Genomic DNA, 17934 nt, shown 5'->3' with positions numbered 1-17934 from the left:
CAAGAAGCTGTTGACCCTAACTTTGGGTCTCTCCGATGGAACTGTCCGTCACGTACTCGGCAATCTCCTGAAGCTCACAGCCGAAGAACTGGCACAACCGGTCGAGGACATCGGTGCCGCAGTTGTAACCCCTGCTGCTGCTGAGCTTTGACAGTGTGGATCGGTGGATGCCTGTTTCTGCTGCTACATGGTCGAGCGTGACCCTGTTGCCTGACTTGAACGACAGGTCAGCCATCCGTTCTTTCAATCTGAATCTGATCACAACGTTGTACCCGTGGTGTGGCGTGTTGGCAGTGATTGTAGAGTTTGCGCGACATTTGACGAAATAACGCTTTGCTTCAACGAAAGTCGCTTGTATGCTTCATGTGTCGCGTAAAAACGCATAATGAGGTTTGAGATGACTTTTGTGAAAGTTGAACTGAGTGCTTGTTTGCCAGCTGCGAGCCAGCTGGGATGGGCCGCAGGCTTTGTCGACGGAGAAGGGTGCGTGCGCATCGCGCGGCGCAACCCCGGCCCCGGCAGGAACCGCATCTACAGCCTCGAGCTCTCGATCTCGCAGAACATGCGTTCGACCCTGGAGCATTTCCAGTCGATCTTTCCGGACCTCCATGGCTCGCTGCGCCTGCACGACGACGGTCCTCACCTGCGCCGACCGGTCTTCGTGCTGAATTACCGCTGTGCGCAATGCCTTGACCTGCTGCTGCGGCTCGAGCCGTTCCTGGTGCGCAAGAAGGCCGAGGCGCAGTGCGGCATCGAGTTCGCGCGGGGCGTCTCGTTCGTGCGACGGGGCCGCACGCCGCACCCGCCCGAGCAGATGGCATTGCGCGAGACGTTCTTCCAGCGCATGAGTGCTTTGAAATGAGGCCCGGCATGACGATCACCCCACGCCCTTCGGCCGATGCCCGCGAACTCGCCGCGCATGTCCGCTCGCTGCGCCAAGTCGCTGCTGTACATACGGCATACAAGCTCGAAGAGAATCACTTCGCCATGCGCCTGTGCGATACGCAGGCCCTGGACGCGGCATTGCTCGCGGCCCAGGACAAGGGTTTTGATAACCCCCGCGTCAAGGCCTTCCTTGCCCGGCTGTCCGACGAGCCCATCGAGCGGGCCTTAGCCCGGCCGCCCACGGAGGCAGCCCTGTCAGCCCTGTCGATGAAGTTCCCCAATTTCTCCGAAGTCGTCACCTACCTGCAGCGCCGTGCGGCGCTGTGTCGCCTGCCTCCGATGGGTCCCATGGTGTTTCCTCCTTTGCTTCTGGATGGCCCACCCGGCGTGGGCAAGACCGCCTTTTCCAAGGCCCTGGCTGCTGTCTTCGGCGTGCCGATGGTGGTGATGCAGATGAGCCAGTCCACCGGCCCCTTCGCCCTTGGCGGACTCGATGCGATGTTCGTCTCGGGCGGGCCCGGCCAGCTCGTGCGGACGGTGGCGCTGGGCTCTCATGTCGACCCGGTGATCGTTCTGGACGAGCTGGACAAGACGCCCGCGAGTTCGAGCCATGACCCGCTCGGACCGCTGTTCACGCTCTTGGACCGCGAGGCGGCCCGCAGCTATGTCGACGAGGGCTTGCGGTTGCCGCTGGACCTGTCGTGGGTCAAGTGGATCGGCACCACCAACCGGGTGGAGCGCTTGCCCGAGGCCTTGCGCTCGCGCTGCCGGATTTTCTCGATCGCGCCGCCCACGCCGGCGCAGGGGCGAGGCATCGCTCAAGCCCTGTATGCCGACTTGCTGCGTGCCCAACCTTGGGGACGGCACTTCGACGCGAAGTTGTCCGATGCAGTGGCCGAGGCCGTGGCAGCGCACACACCGCGCACGATGGCCCGGGCGCTGCACGACGCGCTGGGAGAAGCAGCGATCGCAGGCCGGCGCAGCCTGCTGGCTTCGGATTTCCCCTCGTTGGCTCCACGCCGCAGTGCGGGGTTCTTGTGATGACCAAGCCGCAGGAGATTCTCATGGCGACATCAGCGATCGACACGACAGTAGCGACAGACCATCCGCACACCGTGCTTGATGGAAGTGAGACGCCATCGAAGGCGCTAAGTGCCTCCCGAATGGCGTCGGGCAGGTACTGGATGGACCGGCCGGATGCGGTTGCGGCGACGCTGGCCGAATGTGCTTCGCACGTCCCTCCGGGCTGGCGGCCGCTTCTCGCCCGGACCCTGGTCAAGCTGCTCGCGGTCGTCGAGGGCCGGCCCGCTCGCCGCGCTGCAGTCGGTCAGCTACAGGTGTGCGTCGGCGGCGCGGAGCTGTGGTGCGTGGGCGTCGACGAGACCGACGATGTCGTCGAAGGCATCTTGCTGAAGATGGCGCGCAGTTCGCACCACGTGTGCAAGTGCTGCGGGCGGCGTGCTCGTCCGCGCCGGGCAAGCGATCTGACCGATGACGATGGCCGCTGCATCGAGCTGGCGAGCGTGCTGTGCCCGCGCTGCGCGGCGCCTTGGCTGCTCCAGCATGACCTGCGGCGTCTGGCGCAGTCGATGGCGCTGCTGCGCCGGCTCAACCTGCCCATCGCGCCGGCACAGATCCCTGTGCTGCTGCGTGCGCATTTCCGCCAGCAGGCCGATCGCCTGGGCCGGCTGCGCGGCTGGCAGGTCAGCGCGGTGCGCATGTCGCCACAGGCCTTCCTGGATTGGGCGCGTGACTGGCAGGTATTCTCGGCGCAGCTGGTCGTGGACGCCTGGGCCTGAGGACGCCCGCTGCGAGATCACTTCGCCGGTGTGCAGTCGCTCAAGGTGAAGAAGTGGCGGCTTGCCGCCCCCGGGTCATGCCTGACCACCCGGGCTTCAAGCACGCCCGAGCGGAAGTTCACTGGCGCCGGCACACAGGTGAAGACAAGACCGTCGTCCAGCTGCACATAGAAGGCCGCACGATCTTCATCATCGCTGCCTCCGCCATTGCGGTCCGCCCCGAAGCGCTTGACGTCCAGACGGACCCGCTGGTCGAGCACCTCGTTCGAGAGCCGGTACTCGCTGCCTTCCAGTGGCTCGAGCCGCCGGACTTCGCGCACCAGGTCCGGGTAGGCGAGGTCCACGGCAGGCTGCGTCCCGGCGAGGCCACCTGCCGTCAGCATGACGCTGAGCAGGACAGCCCGCACGGTGGCGGTGGCGGTGGCGGTGGCGGTGGCGATTGAGTTCGCAGCCGTGACCATCATCGCGACACCGACCAGCCATCGCTGCCTTTGACGAAACGCAGCGAGGCGTTCGTGCGGGTGCGCACCCCCCGCGGCGGCGTCAGATCGAGTTCGACGTCGCAGACGAACGCAGCCGTCGTGTCCGGCTTGCAGCCGAGCTTGCGCGCGGCATGCACCTGTGGCATGAAGGCCTGGGACGAGCCCTTGGAGAGCTGCTCCATCTGGACGTTGCCCTGGGCGGCATTGACCGTCAGGGCTTTTTCGATGTCGGCGTTGCCGGGCTCGCCGCTGCAGCCCGCGAGCAGCCAGGCGCTGCCGATCAGCAGGGCTGCCAGGGGGCCGTGGGTGTTGTACTTGAAGTTGGAGTTGAAGTTCATGACTTGTTGTCCTTGCTCAAAGGGCAGGGCGGTTGCCCTTCACCGCGTCAAGCTGCTTGCGGCTTCGCTCCTGGGCGGCGGCCTGGCCCCGGGCCTGAGCCGCGCGTAAGGCGGCGCCAGCCAGGCGGTGATCGAACAACCACGTCTGGAAACTCGCCGCCACCGTGTCGGACTTGGGATCGAACTGGACCTTGATCGACTTGCCGCATCCAGGATCGAACCCACCGGGCCCTCCCGTCCAGCCAAAGCCGCTGCCGATGCAGCCATTGGAGGCCTGGCCGGCGCTGCTCTCGGCGCGCACGTAGATCGTGGGGTAGAAGCCGGTGCTCGGACCGTACTTACTGGCGAGGTCGGCCAGGGTCTGGGCCAGGGGGAAGCCCGCCGGGCTGTACGACTGGCGGTAGATCGCATACGCCTTGCCATCGTCCTGACCGAAGTAGACGGCGAACCCGTCCAGGCGTTTCCAGTCGATGCCCCGCAGGTCCGAGCCGGTCTGGATGGCGGCCTTGAGCGCGCCGATCGCACCGCTGGCCTTGCCGTCGGGTCCGGCGTAGTAGATCTTGAGGAACTGGAATCGCGGGTCGAGCGCGCGCAGGGCGGCTTCGACCTCCGAGGGCGACGATCCCAGGCGGACGCCGGCCACGTCGGCGGCCTGCACCTGGGCCTGCGCAGGAAGGCCGATGGCTGCACCGCCCAGGAGGGCGGCCACCGTGACGATGCGGGTACCCAGTGCGTGCAGCGAGAAGAAGCCCGAGCCGAAGCGCGGGGACGAAGCGAAACCAACAGCATGTGAAGTCATGTGATCCTCCAATCGAGACGAGAGTCAAAGTTCAACGAACCGGCCGGGCCACGGACCCATTCCGCGGCCGGCCCCTCAGGCATTCGCGGGGGCGCAGGAGTGCAACGTCAAGGTCGAACCCCTCTCCAAGGCGGGCGTGGTCGGGCTCGGACGGGCAGCACCCGCCGTCGTCTGGCCATGCGCCGCCCCGGCCGGGATGACGAGCGCCGTCATCGCCGTGCCTTGCGACAAGAAACAACAAAGAAGTGGAAGTGCCGTCGGGCGAGGAGGGCTGCCGGAGAAGTGGCAGCGGCATCCTGCGGCGCGCCTCAGCAGGCCGTCACCGGCTTGCTGAGAGCGCGGGGGTCACATTCGCCGCCGGTAAGGATCTGCAGAACAGTCCATCGAGCAATGGTGCGAATGCGTTGTCAGGAATGCGCGATTCAGCGCAAGAAAGAAGCGCGCACAGCGAGCCATCCCAATGGAACAGGCCGTTGCCGTGACAGCATTTTGGTGGTCCAGCCATCGATCTGCCGTATGGGATGCCTCGAAAGAACTCGACATTGGGCTTTCCGTTGTGATGTTTTTGCGTCTCACATCGTAACCGAAAGTTTGAGTTGTGTGATGCAAAAGCAGTGGATGCATAGGCATCTTTTTACAACGATCGAAGGGTGTCAGCTCCACTCAAGCACCCCGATCCTCATCAGTCGTTCACCACGTTGCGGGATGTACTGGCGTTCAACGTCAGGCGACTGAGGGTGCGAGGTGGGCTGTCGCAGGAAAGCTTGGCGTTTGCCGCCGACGTGGATCGAACCTTCGTGAGTCAGATCGAACGTTCCAGAATAAATGTCTCTATTGATAACATTGAGAAACTGGCTATCGCATTGAATGCGGAACCTTGCTTGTTATTCGAGCGTCCTGTGAAGTAGCAAACTAAGAGCGGCTTAACAATACCTATCATCGCAGTGAGCGGGTAATGCGTTCGACGTCGCATGAGCAGGAAGAAAGAGATCAATTCAGCGCTTTGGAAGCGTCTGCAGCCACTGTCGCCGGTAGTGAAGCCCTCACTTCAGGGAGGACGTCCCCGCCTGGATGACGAGCTTGCGCTCAACGGCATTCTCTTCGTGCTGCGCACAGGTATCGCTTGGGAGGATTTGCCGCAGGAGCTGGGCTTTGGCAGCGGCATGACCTGCTGGCGCCGGCTGCGTGAATGGCAGGCCGCGGGGGTGTGGCACCAGCTGCACCTGATGCTGCTGGCTGAGCTGCGAGGCGCAGGGCGCCTTGACTTCAGCCGTGCGAGCATCGATGGGGCCAGCGTGCCCAGCCCCCGGGGGGCCCGCACACGGGTCCCAACCCCACCGACCGGGGCAAGCTCGGCAGCAAACGCCACCTCGTGACCGACTGAGCGGGTATCCCGCTGGCGTTCTGCGTCACAGGCGCTAATCGGCATGACTCGGTGGTTTTCGAGGAGCTCATCGACGATTTGCCTGCTGTTGGGGGCCTGCCAAGCCGGCCACGGCGTTGGCCTGAGCGGCTGCACGCGGACAAGGGCTACGACTTCGACCGTTGTCGCGACCATCTCAAGCGTCGTGGCATTCAGGACCGCATCGCCCGCCGGGGCATCGAGCGCAATGACCGCCTCGGGCGTCATCGCTGGGTGGTGGAGCGAACGCACGCCTGGCTGGCAGCATTCGGCAAACTGCGAGTGCGCTTCGAGCGCAGTATCCAGACTCATCTTGCATTGCTCAGCTTGGCTTGCAGTGTCATCTGCGTCCGCTCATTGCCCCAGTTTTGTTAGCAAATCTAAGCAGTCAATGCTGTGCTCTAGTTTGCTATCAGGATATTGCTGAAGAAGAAACTGCAACAGGGTGAACGATCAAGAATTTTCCGAACCCTTTGGAATATCTTTGAGCCGATTGATTATGTGGTTTATCAACAAGAAGTTTGGCGTATACATCGATTCGGTAGCCGTCCTGCGAAGCCACCGGTGGTGCCTGATAGGTCTTACAGGAGGCAGTTTTCTAACGATTGACAGACTCTTCGATGCACGCTCACCCGAGCCGACATCGTGTGCGTCATTGAAGTCGTTAGATACGGCAGGCAAATGTCGTGCTTTTCGGCAAGTATCGATTACTGCGCTGAAAGGCCTGCACGCTTCATCATCGCTTCGGTCAGCGCCATCTCATCAAGAAAGCCGCGACTGTAGGCTTCCGGCGCCAGAGGTGTGATCTGGCCTCCAGCGTTGATCAGGCCGGTTCTGACAGACGGTTGTTTCAAAGCTTGCTCAAAAGCGCTTTGGATCCGCATGGCGATGGCATCGGGCGTCCCGGCCGGTACCGAGATGCCCCCCCAGGACGTGAGTTCAACCCCAGACAGCCCGAGCTCCGCAAATGTGGGTACGTTGGGGAGTTGCGAATTGCGGGTGCTGCCCGCGATGGCCAGAGCCTTCAGGTTGCCAGAGACGATCTGGGGATATGCAACGCTGAGAATAGGCATGCCGAATGCCACTTGGTTGCCAAGCACCGCATTGACCAGTTCAGAAGCGCCCTTGTATGGCACATGGGTGGCACGCACATGGGCGGAGCTCAGCATCAGTTCCACGCCCATGTGCGACGGTGTCCCGACGCCGCCAGAGGAATAATCAAGTTTGCCCGGCTGCGCTTTCGCTCGGGCGATCAACTCATCGAGGCTGTTGATGCCTGAGGCTGCATTGACGATCAGCGCAACGTCAGCGGACGTCGTGCGCATGATGTGGCGAAAGTCTTTCATGGCGTCGTAACCGGGTACCTTGTACATCCGCATGTTCGCTGCCATCGGTGCAGAGGAGTACACCCACGTATAACCGTCAGGCGCAGCCTTGGCCGCGATCCTTGCACCGATGTTGCCGGCTGCACCTGCGCGGTTGTCGATGATCACTGGCTGCCCGAGGATGGGTGAAACACCCTCCGCCAACACCCGGGCGGTGGTATCTGGCGATGTTCCCGCCAAGAACGGGACGATCCATTTGATCGGCCGTTCGGGCCAGGTTTCGGCGGCGAAGGAAGTGGTTGGCAGCAGTGCGCATGCCATGGCGCTTCCGAGCAGTTGGCGTCGATTGAGATGGCTCATTCTTGTCTCTTTTTGTTTGTTGCGGTCGTTTGGCTGCGTGTCTTCAGCGCAGGTCGCCAAGCAGTTCTCTGGCAATGGTGTTGCGTTGGATCTCGCTCGTTCCGGTGACGATGCGGTACATCCGCAGCATTCGAAACAAGAACTCCACGCGAGCGCCTTGAACGATGCCTTCACCGCCGTGGATCTGGACTGCCCGATCGGCGATCTGGAAAGCCTTCTCCGAACAGAACAGCTTGGTCATCGAGGCTTCCGCGCGGGCTTCACTGCCAGCATCGATCTGGCGTGCCGTTGCCAGCATCAGTCCGCGTGCGGCGGCGAGGTCGGTCGCCATGTCGGCAAGCATGTGCTGGATGGCTTGAAACTGGCCAATCGCACGTCCAAACTGTCGCCGGTGCAGTGCATGGTCGCGTGCGTCGCGCAAAGCAACGGTGGCCATGCCGACCATCGCCGGGCAGTGCAAGAGTCGGTTGACCGTGATGCGTCCCAGCGCCAGCGCCAGACCGCGACCGAGCTCGCCGATCAGGTTGGCCGCTGGCACCCGACAGCCTTCCAACACAATATCGCCCGTGCTGGTCTGGCCAGCCATGGTCTTGTAACCCGACTCGACCCGCACGCCTGCCCCCTTCAGGTCGACGAAGAACGCCGAAACTTCACGAACTTGCGGATCTTCCGACGTTGACGCCATCAGCACGGCGAAGTCGGCAAAGGGCGAGCCGGAGATGTAGCGTTTGCGGCCAGTGATGATGTATTCATCGCCTTCGCGCACGGCACGCGTTTGGATCGCGCCGGCATCCGACCCGGCTTCAGCCTCGGTCATCGCAAAACAGATTGCCTTCTGGGCTTGGGCCACCGGCAAGATGAAGCGCTCCATCTGATAGGGCGAAGCTTTGCGGGCCAAAGCGCCGACTCGCGGTGGTCCACTGAGTTCGCCAAGCACATGTGGCGCCAAGGGCGAGCCGCTTGCGTAGATCGCTTCCTTCACCAGCACATGGTCGAGCAGCGAGAGGCCTAAGCCGCCCATTTCGACTGGTAGCGTCATGCCATAGAAGCCCAGTGCATGAGACCGCTTCCACACGCGCGATAGCGTGGCGCGATCCACACTGTGCTCATGGTCGATGGACTCCTTGCGCACGGTATCAGCGAGCTCACCATGCAGGAAGGCTTCGAGCCGCGTGATGAGCTCAGCGGCTTGCGAAGATCCTTCGAAAGGCCGATTGAACAGCATGGCAGGACGGGTGATGGATGTTTCGCTCATCTGGCTTCCTTCAGTTGACCATGCGCTCATGACCGCTCCAGTAGAGGCTCTGGATCGCCTTGCGTGCCACCTTGCCGTTGGCGTTTTTGGGTAGTGCGTTGACAAACTCGATGTGCCGTGGTCGCTTGAAGCCACCTAGCCGCGTTGCGCAAAAGGCATCAATGGCGCGGCTGTCAACAGCTGCGCCAGGCTTAAGCACCACATGGGCCGCCACGGCTTCGCCCCATTTGTCGTCGGGGATCGCGAAGACGCAGGCGTCGGCGATATCGTCGTGCTGATAGAGCACAGCCTCGACTTCCGATGGGTAGACGTTGAAGCCGCCGCTGATCACCATGTCTTTCTTGCGGTCGACGATGTAGACAAAGCCTTCATCGTCCACGCGAGCGAGGTCGCCGGTGTGGTAGCGACCCTCCTTGAGGACCTCGGCCGTAAGCTCTGGCGCGCGCCAGTAGCCGGCGAAGACGTCCGGTCCGCCAACGACGATCTCGCCGATCTCGCCAGTACCGACGGGCTGGCCAGCGTCGTCGATGACCTGGACATCCGATTCCAAATACGGCCGTCCGCAAGAAGCAAGGCGTTCAGGCCGAGCGGCGCGTGCGAATAGGTGGTCTTCTACCGTCAGTCCGCAGACACCCGACGTGGTCTCACCGGCGCCATACCCCTGCGAGAGCACTGGTCCGAACACGTCCATTGCACGCAGGATGCGCGCGGGCGCCATCGGTGCTGCCCCATACCCCAGGCGCTCGAGGTCGGGAAGGGGACGGTAGCGGCCATCGAGCTCTGCCAGCAGCATCCCAATCATGGTCGGCACCATAAAGGTGTGCGTGACCCGCTCGGCCTTCATGTCAGCCAAGAAACGCCCGGGCTCGAAGCTTGAGAAGAGCCGGATCGTCACGCCGCTGCACAGTGCTGGCACGAGTTGCATCCCCGATGCGTGCGTGACTGGCCCGACGAGGCCGAGGATGTGCCCAGTCTGCATGTGTTCGGGACGCGTGAGGAACTTTCGCAGTTGAGCAAGACGGTTGCCGAAGGTCTGCATCGCAGCCTTCAACACGCCCGACGAGCCGGAGGTGTAGTGCAGCACGGCAACCTCGTCCGCATCGACTGCCGCGCAGACAAATTGATCGCTGGCTTGCGCCAGAGCGCGCTCGTAGCCGTCTTCGGCATCGTCATCCACACCGATCAGCAACAGACGTGGAATGAGGCCCTTCACGTGCGGGCGAAAGGACTCGGCACGCTCGGCAGTGGTCACAATCACTGTCGCCTCGCTGTTGGCCACGATGTCGCCGACTTCGGTTGGTGACAGGCGCGCGTTGTAGGGTGCCTTGATCAACGCCGCCTTGTAGCAAGCCAGTTCAACCTCGACGATTTCCACGCAGTTGGGCAAGTAGATGCCTACGCGATCGCCGCGTTGTAGCCCAACGGCCAGCAGTGCGTTAGCCAAACGGTTGGAGCGTTGCTCCAGTTGGGCATAAGTGACGCTGCGCTCGGGACTGTAAACGGCTGTCCGGTGGGCAAAAGCACGCGCGCTGCGCGAGACGAGTTCGCTGACATTGGCGATTCGTGTGGAAGATGCTGTCATGTTGTCTCCTGGTGGCCAGTCGGCGCTGTGCTCGCTGGCCAACTCACTGTCACAGAAGCACGCGCATGTCGGAAATACCGATTACTGATCCTGCTCCATCAACGAAAGTGATGGATTCGTCACTTGATGGTCTCTGCTGCGATGGGATCAGCTGTCGGCGCTCAGCGATTCCGCCGCCCAGTAGCCTTTACCGATGAGCTCTGTCACGGTCTGCTGCAGCGTGGCGATCACGATCTGTGTCGCAGCGTCGGCGGGTCGATCGGCTGGGATGGCAAGCTGGTAGCTGCGCTGCAGCAGCGGTTTGACAATGCGGGCGATCACCCAGTCTTCGCCGATCAGATGCGGCATGTCTGACAGCGTGCAGGCCGGCGTGAAGGTGAAGCCCGCACCGCACATGTACAACGAGCGAATCACCCGGGCGGAATCATGTTCATGCACCACGTTCAGTGCCAGGTGCCGTTCCGCTGCAGCCTCTTCGACCGTTTGGCGGATCGAAAATCGTCGCGATTGCAGTACGAGTGGCAGCGCCGCTGCGTGCCGGAACTCAATGTCGAACGCAGGAACGCGGCCGCTTGCACGACGCCGCGATGGGCGCAGCAAGGGTTCGACCTGTCCGTCCGTGTCGCGACCACAGACGTAGATCGACTCGCGCGCCAACGGCTGGCACAGCAGCCCCTCGACCTGCGGCGTATTGACGAGGATGCCCACGTCGGCACGGCGATCGAGCATCGCCTTGCGGACCATCAGGCTGAGGTCGTCGATCACGAACACGCGGATGCGCGGATGCTCGCTTTTGAGCCGCGCCAGTGTCGGGCCCATCAGTAAGGCAACGAGCAGGAAAGGCATTGCCACGGTAACGGAGCCCTCTGGTCCCTGAGGTAGCCGCTGCATGCGCTCGCGCATCGCATCGGCGTCGGACAGTAGTCGGCGGGCATCGTCGTAGAGTTGCAGCCCGGCCTGGGTGGGCGAGACGCCTGCATGCGACCGCTCGAACAGTCGCGCGCCGAGCTCACTTTCGAGCTTCTTGATCTGAGCGGTGAGCGCTGGCTGAGCTACGAAGAGTGATCCTGCTGCGCGTGACAAGCTTCCGGCCTCGAGCACGGCGATAAAGTAACGGAGGGTGCGCAGTTCCATACCGCACTGTAGGGGAGGTGCGCTTGTGGCAACGATATCGCTGTCTGAAAAGGTCAGCTCATACGATTGACTGATTGATTTGGCGTTGTTGCATAACTCCTCATCGAGGCCCCTGCTGAGGGTGTAATCTTGGTAGCCTGAGGTGATGAGCAAACCCCCTCGGGCGAGATACCGCACAACGAACTGGCCTTCGTACAACGCCTTACTCAGGCGCCGCGGCTCGCTGATGATCTGGCTCGATCCCGACCTCCAGTGGCAGGCTGTGCCTAGTGGCCGCACTGGCCGACCTGCGGTCTTCAGCGACGCGGCCATCCAGTTCTGCCTGACATTGAAGTGCATGTTGGGCTTGAGGCAGGCCACCGGCCTGGCCGAAAATCTGCTCAAGCTGGCCCAGTTGGACTGGAACGTGCCTGACTACAGCACCTTGTCACGACGCCAGAAGACACTGAGCGTGGCCATTACGGCACGCCCGAGCCAAGGTGGTTTGCATCTACTGGTCGACAGCACGGGTGTGAAGATGCTGGGCGAAGGGGAATGGAAGATCAGAAAGCACGGTGCCGACTTGCCGATCGCCAGTGGCGCAAGGTGCACTTGGGCGTGGATGCTCAGACTCTGAAGATCCGGGCCATCGAGGTCACCGACAACGCCATCGGGGACGCGCCGATGCTGCCTCAGTTGCTCGCTCAGATTCCACAGGATGAACTACTCCACTCGGTCAGCTCTGAAGGTGCCTATGACACCAGGGCCTGTCACGAGGCCGTTGCTTACCGACACGCCATAGCCATCATCCCAACGCACAAAAACGCCAAGCCCTGGGCCCAGAGCCGGGCAGGAGCTCGAGCAAGAAATGAGATCTTGAGAGCAACCCGGGAACTGGGGCGCTCGATCTGGAAGAAATGGAGCGGCTATCACCGACTCAGCTTGGTGGAGACCAAGATGGGCTGCTTCAAAAGACTGGGTGAACGGGTAATGGCGCGGGACTTCGAACGTCAGGTCACCGAGTTGCAAGTCCGGGTCTCGATCCTTAACCGGTTTACCCAGTCGGGCACGCCCGAGACAGTGTGCATGGCGTAACTCCGTCTGGGGTAAGGGGCACTGCAGCCTAAATCTGGTTTATGCAACTGCGCCCATTTGAGGTAATAGTGAGTCAGCGAGATGTGAGCTATCAACATAAGAAAGTGTTGACAAGATTGCTACACATGGAAAGAAAGGCCTTAAACGAAAATTAACGAAGGCGCAAATCGCAAATCGCAAATCCAAGAGAATCACACGACGGGGACGCTTGGACCGGTCTTGCGGCTTGCCCGCCAGCATCGATTCGGTCACGGTGCGCGTTCAAGCGTTGGTCGACCTTGACATCGCATCAACAGCACACAGCCGCCACAGTCGCAACGCCATGTGGATCTCCAGCGCCCGGCTGGCGTTGCTGCCCCAGTGGCCCAGCAGGGCCTCGATGGTTGCCAAGCGCTGGCGCACGGTGTTGACGTGGATGCCCAGGCGCTTGGCGGTGACAGTGGCGTTCTGCTGGCCGTCGAGGTAGGCCAGCAGCGTGGCGGTGAGGTCCGATCCACGGCGGGCGTCGTGCGCGGTGACGGCGCCGATGGTGGCGTCGAGGAAGGCGCCTAGGCTGGCGCGGTCGTGGGTCTCGAACAGTACCGAGTAGAGTGCCATCTCGTTTTGCGCCACGATGCCCGCGCGCATGCCCAGCCGGCCGAGCACCGACAGCCCGCGCCGCGCGGCTGCGTAGAGCGCGGGGATCTCCTCTTGTGTCGACACGGGGCGTGACAGCATGCCCCGGAAGGCCTGCCCCAGTTCGCGTCGGGCGAAGGCGTCGAACTTCCCGGCCACGTCCTGCGCCAGCGTGGCACCGCACACCAGCACCAGCGCGCCGTCGACCTCGTCGAGCACCCGTTCGCCTAAGGCGGCGTTGGCGCGCAGCCGGCGCGACCAGAAGCCAGTGCGCGTCGCCTGCTCGAGCTCGACGACGAGCAGGCACAGCGGCTGCGCGAGGTCAAGGCCGAAGCGCACGGCATGCGCGCGCGTGAGCGTCGGCTCGCCTTGGCGCGGGGCGATGAGCGTGCGCAGCAGCGCGGCCACGTCGCGGCTCTGCTCGGCCTCGACGCGCTCTTGCGACAGCAGCACCACGCCGACGATGCTCGCGCTGCGCTCGAAGGTGCGCAGCGCGATGCCGTGCAGGTCGTCGCGCCGGAACAGCAGCACGGCGCCGAGCACGTCGCTGCCGCCGATCACGGCGATCGCGCGGCACAGTTCGTCGCCGTGTCGGTAGGCCGGGACGGAGCGGCCGGCCTTGCGGCTCTCGCGCAGGGCGCCGTTCAACGCCGCGCTGTGTTCGCCGCTGGGTGAGTAGGCCCCCGCGGCCGTGCCGGTGTGGTCCGGCGCGCTCGCGCGGCCTATGACCTGGCCGGACTCGTCGAGCACCCGCACGTCGCCGCCGGACTGCCGGGCGATCGCCTCGCACATCGCCTGCAGCGACGCCCCCCGGGCCAGTAGCGACGTCAGCTGCTCGTGGGCCTCGGCCGCGCCCTGGGCGTCGCGCGCGTGGCACTCGAGCTCGGCGCGCGCGTGGTCGGCTTTCTCCAGCGCGGCGCGCGCCTCCTCGAACGCCTTAGCGTTGTGGATCGCCAGCGCCGCGTGCGTGGCCAGCGTGCACAGGATCGACACGTTGAGCGCGGTGTGCGTGCGGTGGTAGCGGTCGGCCACGAACAACAGGCCAATCACTTCGTCCTCGCAGATCAGCGGCGCGCCCACGAGCGCGGCCACGCCCTCGTCGCGGAAGGTGTCGTCCAGCGCGGGGTCATGCGCGAAGCGCGTGTCGTGCAGGTAGTCGGGCGTGGAGAAGGGCAGACGCGTGGACATCACGACGCCCGCCACGCCCAGGGTGCGCCCGGCCGTCATGCGCACGGTACGCTGCGAGATGGCGCCGTCGGTCACCACCACCTGGAACTCGCCGGTCGCTGCGTCCACCACCGTGAGCCAGCACAGGTGCGAGCCCATCAGGTTGCGGGCGCGGTTGACGATCGCCTTGAGCAGACCCTGCAGGTCGAGCCGGCCCGACAGGTCCTGCGCCGACTCGATCACCGCCAGCATGCCGCGCTCGCGCTGCTCGTGCAGCTCGATGCGGTTGCGCAGCGCCATCGCCATGCGCACCCGCTCGACGCGGCCCGACTTGTCCGGCGCACCGTCGGGCAGGGCCTCAACCTGCGTCAAGAGACGTGCGAACTCATCGGCCGAGGCGCCGCGATGCAGCAGGTCGACGAGAGTGCCGGCGATGTCGTCGGACGCGGCGGTAATCGGCGATGGCGGAGAACGCATCGGGGTTCGGGTCGGGGAGGGCATGGTCGGGAAAGGTAGCAGACACGGAGTCACCTCACATCGCGGACCCCTTCTGAGTGTGGGCAGCGTACATAGGCACGGCTCCCGGTCGCCGGGACACTCGATGCCAACGCAACACCCCACGGGTCGAACCCCTCCCCATGAGCTCCATCATCGAATCATTGCGGCCTGCGCCCGGACTGCGCGTGCTAGTCACCGCCGGCGGCTCGGGCATCGGCGCTGCCATTGCACGCGCCTTCTGCGAAACCGGCGCGCGCGTCCATGTCTGCGACATTGATCGCGCGGCACTCGACCGCCTGGGCGCCGAGGTGCCCGAGATCACCACGAGCATGGCAGACGCCTCGTCCTCCGCCGACGTCGACATGGTGTTCGAGGACATGCACGGCGCGCTCGGCGGCCTGGACGTGCTGGTGAACAACGTCGGCATCGCCGGCCCCACCGGCGCCATCCAGGACATGTCCTCCGGCGACTGGGAGCGCACGGTCGCAGTCAACCTCCACAGCCAGTTCTTGTTCGCGCGGCGCGCGGTGCCGATGCTCCAGGCGTCGACCCGCAACCCCTCGCTCATCACGATGAGCTCGGTGGCCGGCCGCCTCGGCTACGCCTACCGCACACCCTACGCGGCGACTAAGTGGGCCATCGTCGGCCTGATGAAGTCGCTGGCCATCGAGCTCGGCCCGAGCGGCGTGCGCGTCAACGCCATCCTGCCCGGTACGGTGGAAGGCGAGCGCATGGACGGCGTGATCGGCGCGCGCGCGGCCGCCACTGGCGTGTCCTTCGACGCCATGCGCGCGGACTACCTGCGCAAGATTTCTCTGCGCCGCATGGTCACGCTCGACGACGTCGCCGCCATGGCGCTGTTCCTGTCATCGCCGGCCGCGCGCAACGTGACCGGCCAGGCGATCAGCGTGGACGGGAACCTCGAACACCTCTGAGACCGCACTTTCCCCACCGACTTTCCAGACCTTCCAGAACAAGGAGACATCCATGAAGCAACGCGACACCTCTTCCCGCAACCGTCTCACCCACCTCGCCGTCGCCCCGGTAATGGGCCTGCTCGTGTGCGGCGCCGCCGCGGCCGCGCCGGTGAAGATCGGCGTGCTCGAGACCCTCTCGGGCCCGCAGGCGTCGTCGGGCCAGGCCTACCGCACGGCGGTGCGCTATGCCATCGACCAGATCAACGCGGCCGGCGGCTGGAACGGCGAGTCCGTGCAGCTACTGGAGTACGACAACCAGGGCGGTCCGGCCGGCGCGGCCGACAAGCTCAAGGCCGCGGCGGCCGACGGCGTGCACATGGTGGTGCAGGGCGCCTCGTCGGCCATCGGTGGGCAGATCACCGAGGACGTGCGCAAGCACAACCTGCGCAATCCCGGCCGCGAGATTGTCTACATCAACGTCGGCGCTGAGGCGCTGGAACTGACCGGCGAGAAGTGCAACTTCCACCACTTCCGCTTCAGCGGCGACGCCCAGTTGCGCACCAAGGCACTGGTCAACGCCATGAAGCAGGCCGGTGCCCTGGGCACGCGGGTCTATTCGATCAACCAGAACTACTCTTGGGGCCAGGACATGGAGCGCGCCATCGCCGACAACGCGGCGGCCGGCGGCTACCAGGTGGTCGAGAAGACCCTGCACGACGTCAACAAGGTGCAGGATTTCGCGCCCTACGTGGTCAAGATAGCCGCCACCAAGGCCGATTCAGTGCTCACGGGCAACTGGTCCAACGACCTGCTGCTGCTGATGAAGGCGTCGAAGTCGGCCGGCCTGAAGGTGCGTTTCGGCACGGTGTTCCTCGACCAGCCGGGCAATCTGGCCAACGCCGGCGACTTGGCTATCGGACACTTCGTGGTCCACACCTTCAACGCCGAGGCCGGCGGCGCCGAGGGCGAACGCTTCGTGAACGAGTACAAGGCCAGGACCGGCCACGCGCCCGCGTTCATCGAGCCGCAGACCGTCTTCGGCATGGCGATGGTGGCCGACGCGCTCAAGCGCACGCCAGCCGAGGGCGGCAAGCTCAACGTCAACGCGTTCGCCAAGGCGCTGGAGACCGCGAAGGTCACCTCGCCAATGGGCCAGATGAGCATGCGCGCGGCCGACCACCAAGTGCAGATGCCGATGGTCGTCTCCACCGTGGCGAAGGACGCGCGCTACAAGGCCGACGAGACCGACATGGGCTTCAAGCCGGTCAAGCGCTTCACGGCGACCGAGGCCTCGATCCCGGCGCAGTCCAACTGCGCCATGAAGCGACCGGGCTGAGCGGCGGGAGAGCGGCCATGGACCAGTTCCTCGTCTCGCTCATGAACGGCGTCGTCTACGGATTGCTGCTGTTCATGGTGTCCGCCGGGCTCACGCTCATCTTCGGAATGATGGGCGTGCTCAACTTTGCGCACGCATCGTTCTACATGCTGGGCGCCTACTTTGCCTACACGCTCCAGGGCGCGATCGGTTTCTGGGCCGCGATCGTCGTATCGCCGGTCCTGGTTGGGCTGGTGGGCGTGGGGGTGGAGCGCTTCTTCCTGCGGCGCGTGCATCAGTACGGTCACGCGCACGAGTTGCTGCTGACCTTCGGGCTGTCGTTCATCGTCGCTGAGTCGATCAAGCTGTTCTTCGGCAACTACCCGGTCGACTACCGCATTCCGGCGGCGCTCGACGTGTCGGCCTTCACCATTGGCGGCGCGCAGTACCCGGTCTACCGGCTGCTCATGGGTGGCATCGCCATCGCGATGTTCGTGGTCATCTACGTGCTGCTCACGCGCACCCGGGTCGGCATCGTGGTGCGCTCGGCGATCCACAAGCCGCGCATGGCCGAGGCCCTGGGGCACAACGTGCCGCTGGTGTTCATGGGCGTGTTCGGCGTCGGCGCGGCGCTGGCGGGCCTGGCCGGCGCAGTGGCCGGGGCCTTCTACACGACCAACCCCAACATGGCGCTCGAACTGGGCGTGATGGTGTTCGTGGTGGTGGTGGTGGGTGGGCTCGGCTCGCTGGGCGGGGCGATGCTTGCCTCGCTGCTGATCGGCGTCGTCACCTCGCTGGCGGTGGGCATCGACCGCAGTCTGGCCGACCTGTTGGCCTTGGTGGGCGTGGGCGACTGGGCCCAGGGCGTTGGCGGGCTGATGACGCTGAAGATTTCCAGCCTGTCGGCCACCATTCCATTCGCATTGATGCTGCTGATCCTGCTGGTGCGTCCGGGCGGGCTCATGGGCGAGAAGGGCTGACGCCATG

16 protein-coding genes and 2 pseudogenes are annotated in these 17934 nt (G+C 64.1%); 9 read left to right on the top strand and 9 right to left on the bottom strand.

Annotated features, from left to right (window positions below):
• Nucleotides 1-16 precede the first annotated feature (16 nt).
• The gene (locus AC1MLT_RS21890; protein WP_481036484.1) at nucleotides 17-235 is read right to left on the bottom strand and encodes a helix-turn-helix domain-containing protein; all 219 of its coding nucleotides are present in this window, start codon (nucleotides 233-235) and stop codon (nucleotides 17-19) included.
• A 252-nt stretch (nucleotides 236-487) separates the two neighbouring features.
• Here AC1MLT_RS21890 and AC1MLT_RS21885 point away from each other — a divergent pair, with 252 nt between their 5' ends.
• From AC1MLT_RS21885 to AC1MLT_RS21875, 3 genes are read left to right on the top strand one after another with little or no spacing between them, the layout of a single operon-like run.
• Nucleotides 488-862, top strand: a complete 375-nt coding sequence (locus tag AC1MLT_RS21885; RefSeq protein ID WP_481036483.1) for a hypothetical protein — start codon at nucleotides 488-490, stop codon at nucleotides 860-862.
• Nucleotides 863-870: 8 nt separating this feature from the next.
• A complete protein-coding gene (locus AC1MLT_RS21880) occupies nucleotides 871-1926 on the top strand; it encodes an AAA family ATPase (RefSeq protein WP_481036482.1) in 1056 nt (351 codons plus the stop codon).
• Nucleotides 1926-2684 carry a hypothetical protein gene (locus AC1MLT_RS21875; RefSeq protein ID WP_481036481.1) on the top strand — a complete coding sequence of 253 codons (759 nt, stop codon included), beginning with the start codon at nucleotides 1926-1928 and terminating at the stop codon, nucleotides 2682-2684. The genes AC1MLT_RS21880 and AC1MLT_RS21875 overlap by 1 nt, the downstream gene beginning before the upstream one ends.
• A gap of 17 nt (nucleotides 2685-2701) precedes the next feature.
• Here AC1MLT_RS21875 and AC1MLT_RS21870 read toward each other — a convergent pair whose 3' ends face one another.
• Genes AC1MLT_RS21870 through AC1MLT_RS21860 form a run of 3 tightly spaced genes read right to left on the bottom strand, consistent with a single transcriptional unit; the run spans nucleotide 2702 to nucleotide 4303 of the window.
• Nucleotides 2702-3148 (bottom strand): hypothetical protein, encoded by a 447-nt coding sequence (locus tag AC1MLT_RS21870; protein ID WP_481036479.1) that lies wholly within the window; start codon nucleotides 3146-3148, stop codon nucleotides 2702-2704.
• Nucleotides 3145-3504 (bottom strand): hypothetical protein, encoded by a 360-nt coding sequence (locus AC1MLT_RS21865; protein ID WP_481036478.1) that lies wholly within the window; start codon nucleotides 3502-3504, stop codon nucleotides 3145-3147. The genes AC1MLT_RS21870 and AC1MLT_RS21865 overlap by 4 nt, the downstream gene beginning before the upstream one ends.
• Nucleotides 3505-3520: 16 nt before the next feature.
• Nucleotides 3521-4303, bottom strand: coding sequence for a hypothetical protein (locus tag AC1MLT_RS21860; RefSeq protein ID WP_481036477.1), 783 nt, complete (start codon nucleotides 4301-4303; stop codon nucleotides 3521-3523).
• A gap of 650 nt (nucleotides 4304-4953) precedes the next feature.
• On the opposite strand from AC1MLT_RS21860, the gene AC1MLT_RS21855 reads away from it, so the two are divergent.
• Entirely contained in the window at nucleotides 4954-5211 is a 258-nt protein-coding gene (locus tag AC1MLT_RS21855) for a helix-turn-helix domain-containing protein (protein WP_481036476.1), read from the top strand.
• A gap of 63 nt (nucleotides 5212-5274) precedes the next feature.
• A pseudogene (locus tag AC1MLT_RS21850) lies at nucleotides 5275-6080 on the top strand (IS5 family transposase).
• A gap of 332 nt (nucleotides 6081-6412) precedes the next feature.
• Here the strand turns inward: AC1MLT_RS21850 and AC1MLT_RS21845 are convergent.
• The 4 genes from AC1MLT_RS21845 to AC1MLT_RS21830 form a co-directional block, all read right to left on the bottom strand.
• Nucleotides 6413-7390, bottom strand: a complete 978-nt coding sequence (locus AC1MLT_RS21845; RefSeq protein ID WP_481036474.1) for a Bug family tripartite tricarboxylate transporter substrate binding protein — start codon at nucleotides 7388-7390, stop codon at nucleotides 6413-6415.
• 43 nt (nucleotides 7391-7433) lie between these two features.
• Complete coding sequence (locus AC1MLT_RS21840) at nucleotides 7434-8645, bottom strand: acyl-CoA dehydrogenase family protein (RefSeq protein ID WP_481036954.1); 1212 nt, start codon at nucleotides 8643-8645, stop codon at nucleotides 7434-7436.
• A 10-nt stretch (nucleotides 8646-8655) separates the two neighbouring features.
• Entirely contained in the window at nucleotides 8656-10227 is a 1572-nt protein-coding gene (locus AC1MLT_RS21835; protein ID WP_481036472.1) for an AMP-binding protein, read from the bottom strand.
• 147 nt (nucleotides 10228-10374) lie between these two features.
• Entirely contained in the window at nucleotides 10375-11361 is a 987-nt protein-coding gene (locus AC1MLT_RS21830; protein ID WP_481036471.1) for a LysR family transcriptional regulator, read from the bottom strand.
• Between the two features lie 145 nt (nucleotides 11362-11506).
• Here AC1MLT_RS21830 and AC1MLT_RS21825 point away from each other — a divergent pair.
• Nucleotides 11507-12435: pseudogene (locus AC1MLT_RS21825) on the top strand (IS5 family transposase).
• Nucleotides 12436-12696: 261 nt separating this feature from the next.
• Here AC1MLT_RS21825 and AC1MLT_RS21820 read toward each other — a convergent pair.
• The gene (locus tag AC1MLT_RS21820) at nucleotides 12697-14694 is read right to left on the bottom strand and encodes a helix-turn-helix domain-containing protein (protein ID WP_481036469.1); all 1998 of its coding nucleotides are present in this window, start codon (nucleotides 14692-14694) and stop codon (nucleotides 12697-12699) included.
• A gap of 161 nt (nucleotides 14695-14855) precedes the next feature.
• Between AC1MLT_RS21820 and AC1MLT_RS21815 the strand changes: the two genes are divergently transcribed.
• The 3 genes from AC1MLT_RS21815 (at nucleotide 14856) to AC1MLT_RS21805 (ending at nucleotide 17927) form a co-directional block, all read left to right on the top strand.
• Nucleotides 14856-15650: an SDR family oxidoreductase gene (locus AC1MLT_RS21815; RefSeq protein WP_481036467.1), complete on the top strand. Its 795-nt coding sequence runs from the start codon at nucleotides 14856-14858 to the stop codon at nucleotides 15648-15650.
• A 112-nt stretch (nucleotides 15651-15762) separates the two neighbouring features.
• Nucleotides 15763-16968 (top strand): branched-chain amino acid ABC transporter substrate-binding protein, encoded by a 1206-nt coding sequence (locus AC1MLT_RS21810; RefSeq protein ID WP_481036952.1) that lies wholly within the window; start codon nucleotides 15763-15765, stop codon nucleotides 16966-16968.
• 17 nt (nucleotides 16969-16985) lie between these two features.
• Nucleotides 16986-17927 (top strand): branched-chain amino acid ABC transporter permease, encoded by a 942-nt coding sequence (locus tag AC1MLT_RS21805; protein ID WP_481036465.1) that lies wholly within the window; start codon nucleotides 16986-16988, stop codon nucleotides 17925-17927.
• Nucleotides 17928-17934 lie beyond the last annotated feature (7 nt).

The sequence above is a fragment of the Variovorax sp. PEI5 genome, assembly GCF_056679935.1.
Note: the sequence above shows the minus strand (reverse complement) of the source record. Positions and strands in the feature narration are given on the sequence as shown.

Coding starts and splice junctions, on each gene's coding strand:
- AC1MLT_RS21815 (WP_481036467.1), top strand. CDS start 14,856: ATGAGCTCCATCATCGAATCATTGCGGCCTGCGCCCGGACTGCGCGTG.
- AC1MLT_RS21835 (WP_481036472.1), bottom strand. CDS start 10,227: ATGACAGCATCTTCCACACGAATCGCCAATGTCAGCGAACTCGTCTCG.
- AC1MLT_RS21875 (WP_481036481.1), top strand. CDS start 1,926: ATGACCAAGCCGCAGGAGATTCTCATGGCGACATCAGCGATCGACACG.
- AC1MLT_RS21810 (WP_481036952.1), top strand. CDS start 15,763: ATGGGCCTGCTCGTGTGCGGCGCCGCCGCGGCCGCGCCGGTGAAGATC.
- AC1MLT_RS21865 (WP_481036478.1), bottom strand. CDS start 3,504: ATGAACTTCAACTCCAACTTCAAGTACAACACCCACGGCCCCCTGGCA.
- AC1MLT_RS21840 (WP_481036954.1), bottom strand. CDS start 8,645: ATGAGCGAAACATCCATCACCCGTCCTGCCATGCTGTTCAATCGGCCT.
- AC1MLT_RS21805 (WP_481036465.1), top strand. CDS start 16,986: ATGGACCAGTTCCTCGTCTCGCTCATGAACGGCGTCGTCTACGGATTG.
- AC1MLT_RS21830 (WP_481036471.1), bottom strand. CDS start 11,361: ATGGAACTGCGCACCCTCCGTTACTTTATCGCCGTGCTCGAGGCCGGA.
- AC1MLT_RS21845 (WP_481036474.1), bottom strand. CDS start 7,390: ATGAGCCATCTCAATCGACGCCAACTGCTCGGAAGCGCCATGGCATGC.
- AC1MLT_RS21860 (WP_481036477.1), bottom strand. CDS start 4,303: ATGACTTCACATGCTGTTGGTTTCGCTTCGTCCCCGCGCTTCGGCTCG.
- AC1MLT_RS21890 (WP_481036484.1), bottom strand. CDS start 235: ATGGCTGACCTGTCGTTCAAGTCAGGCAACAGGGTCACGCTCGACCAT.
- AC1MLT_RS21870 (WP_481036479.1), bottom strand. CDS start 3,148: ATGATGGTCACGGCTGCGAACTCAATCGCCACCGCCACCGCCACCGCC.
- AC1MLT_RS21820 (WP_481036469.1), bottom strand. CDS start 14,694: ATGCGTTCTCCGCCATCGCCGATTACCGCCGCGTCCGACGACATCGCC.
- AC1MLT_RS21880 (WP_481036482.1), top strand. CDS start 871: ATGACGATCACCCCACGCCCTTCGGCCGATGCCCGCGAACTCGCCGCG.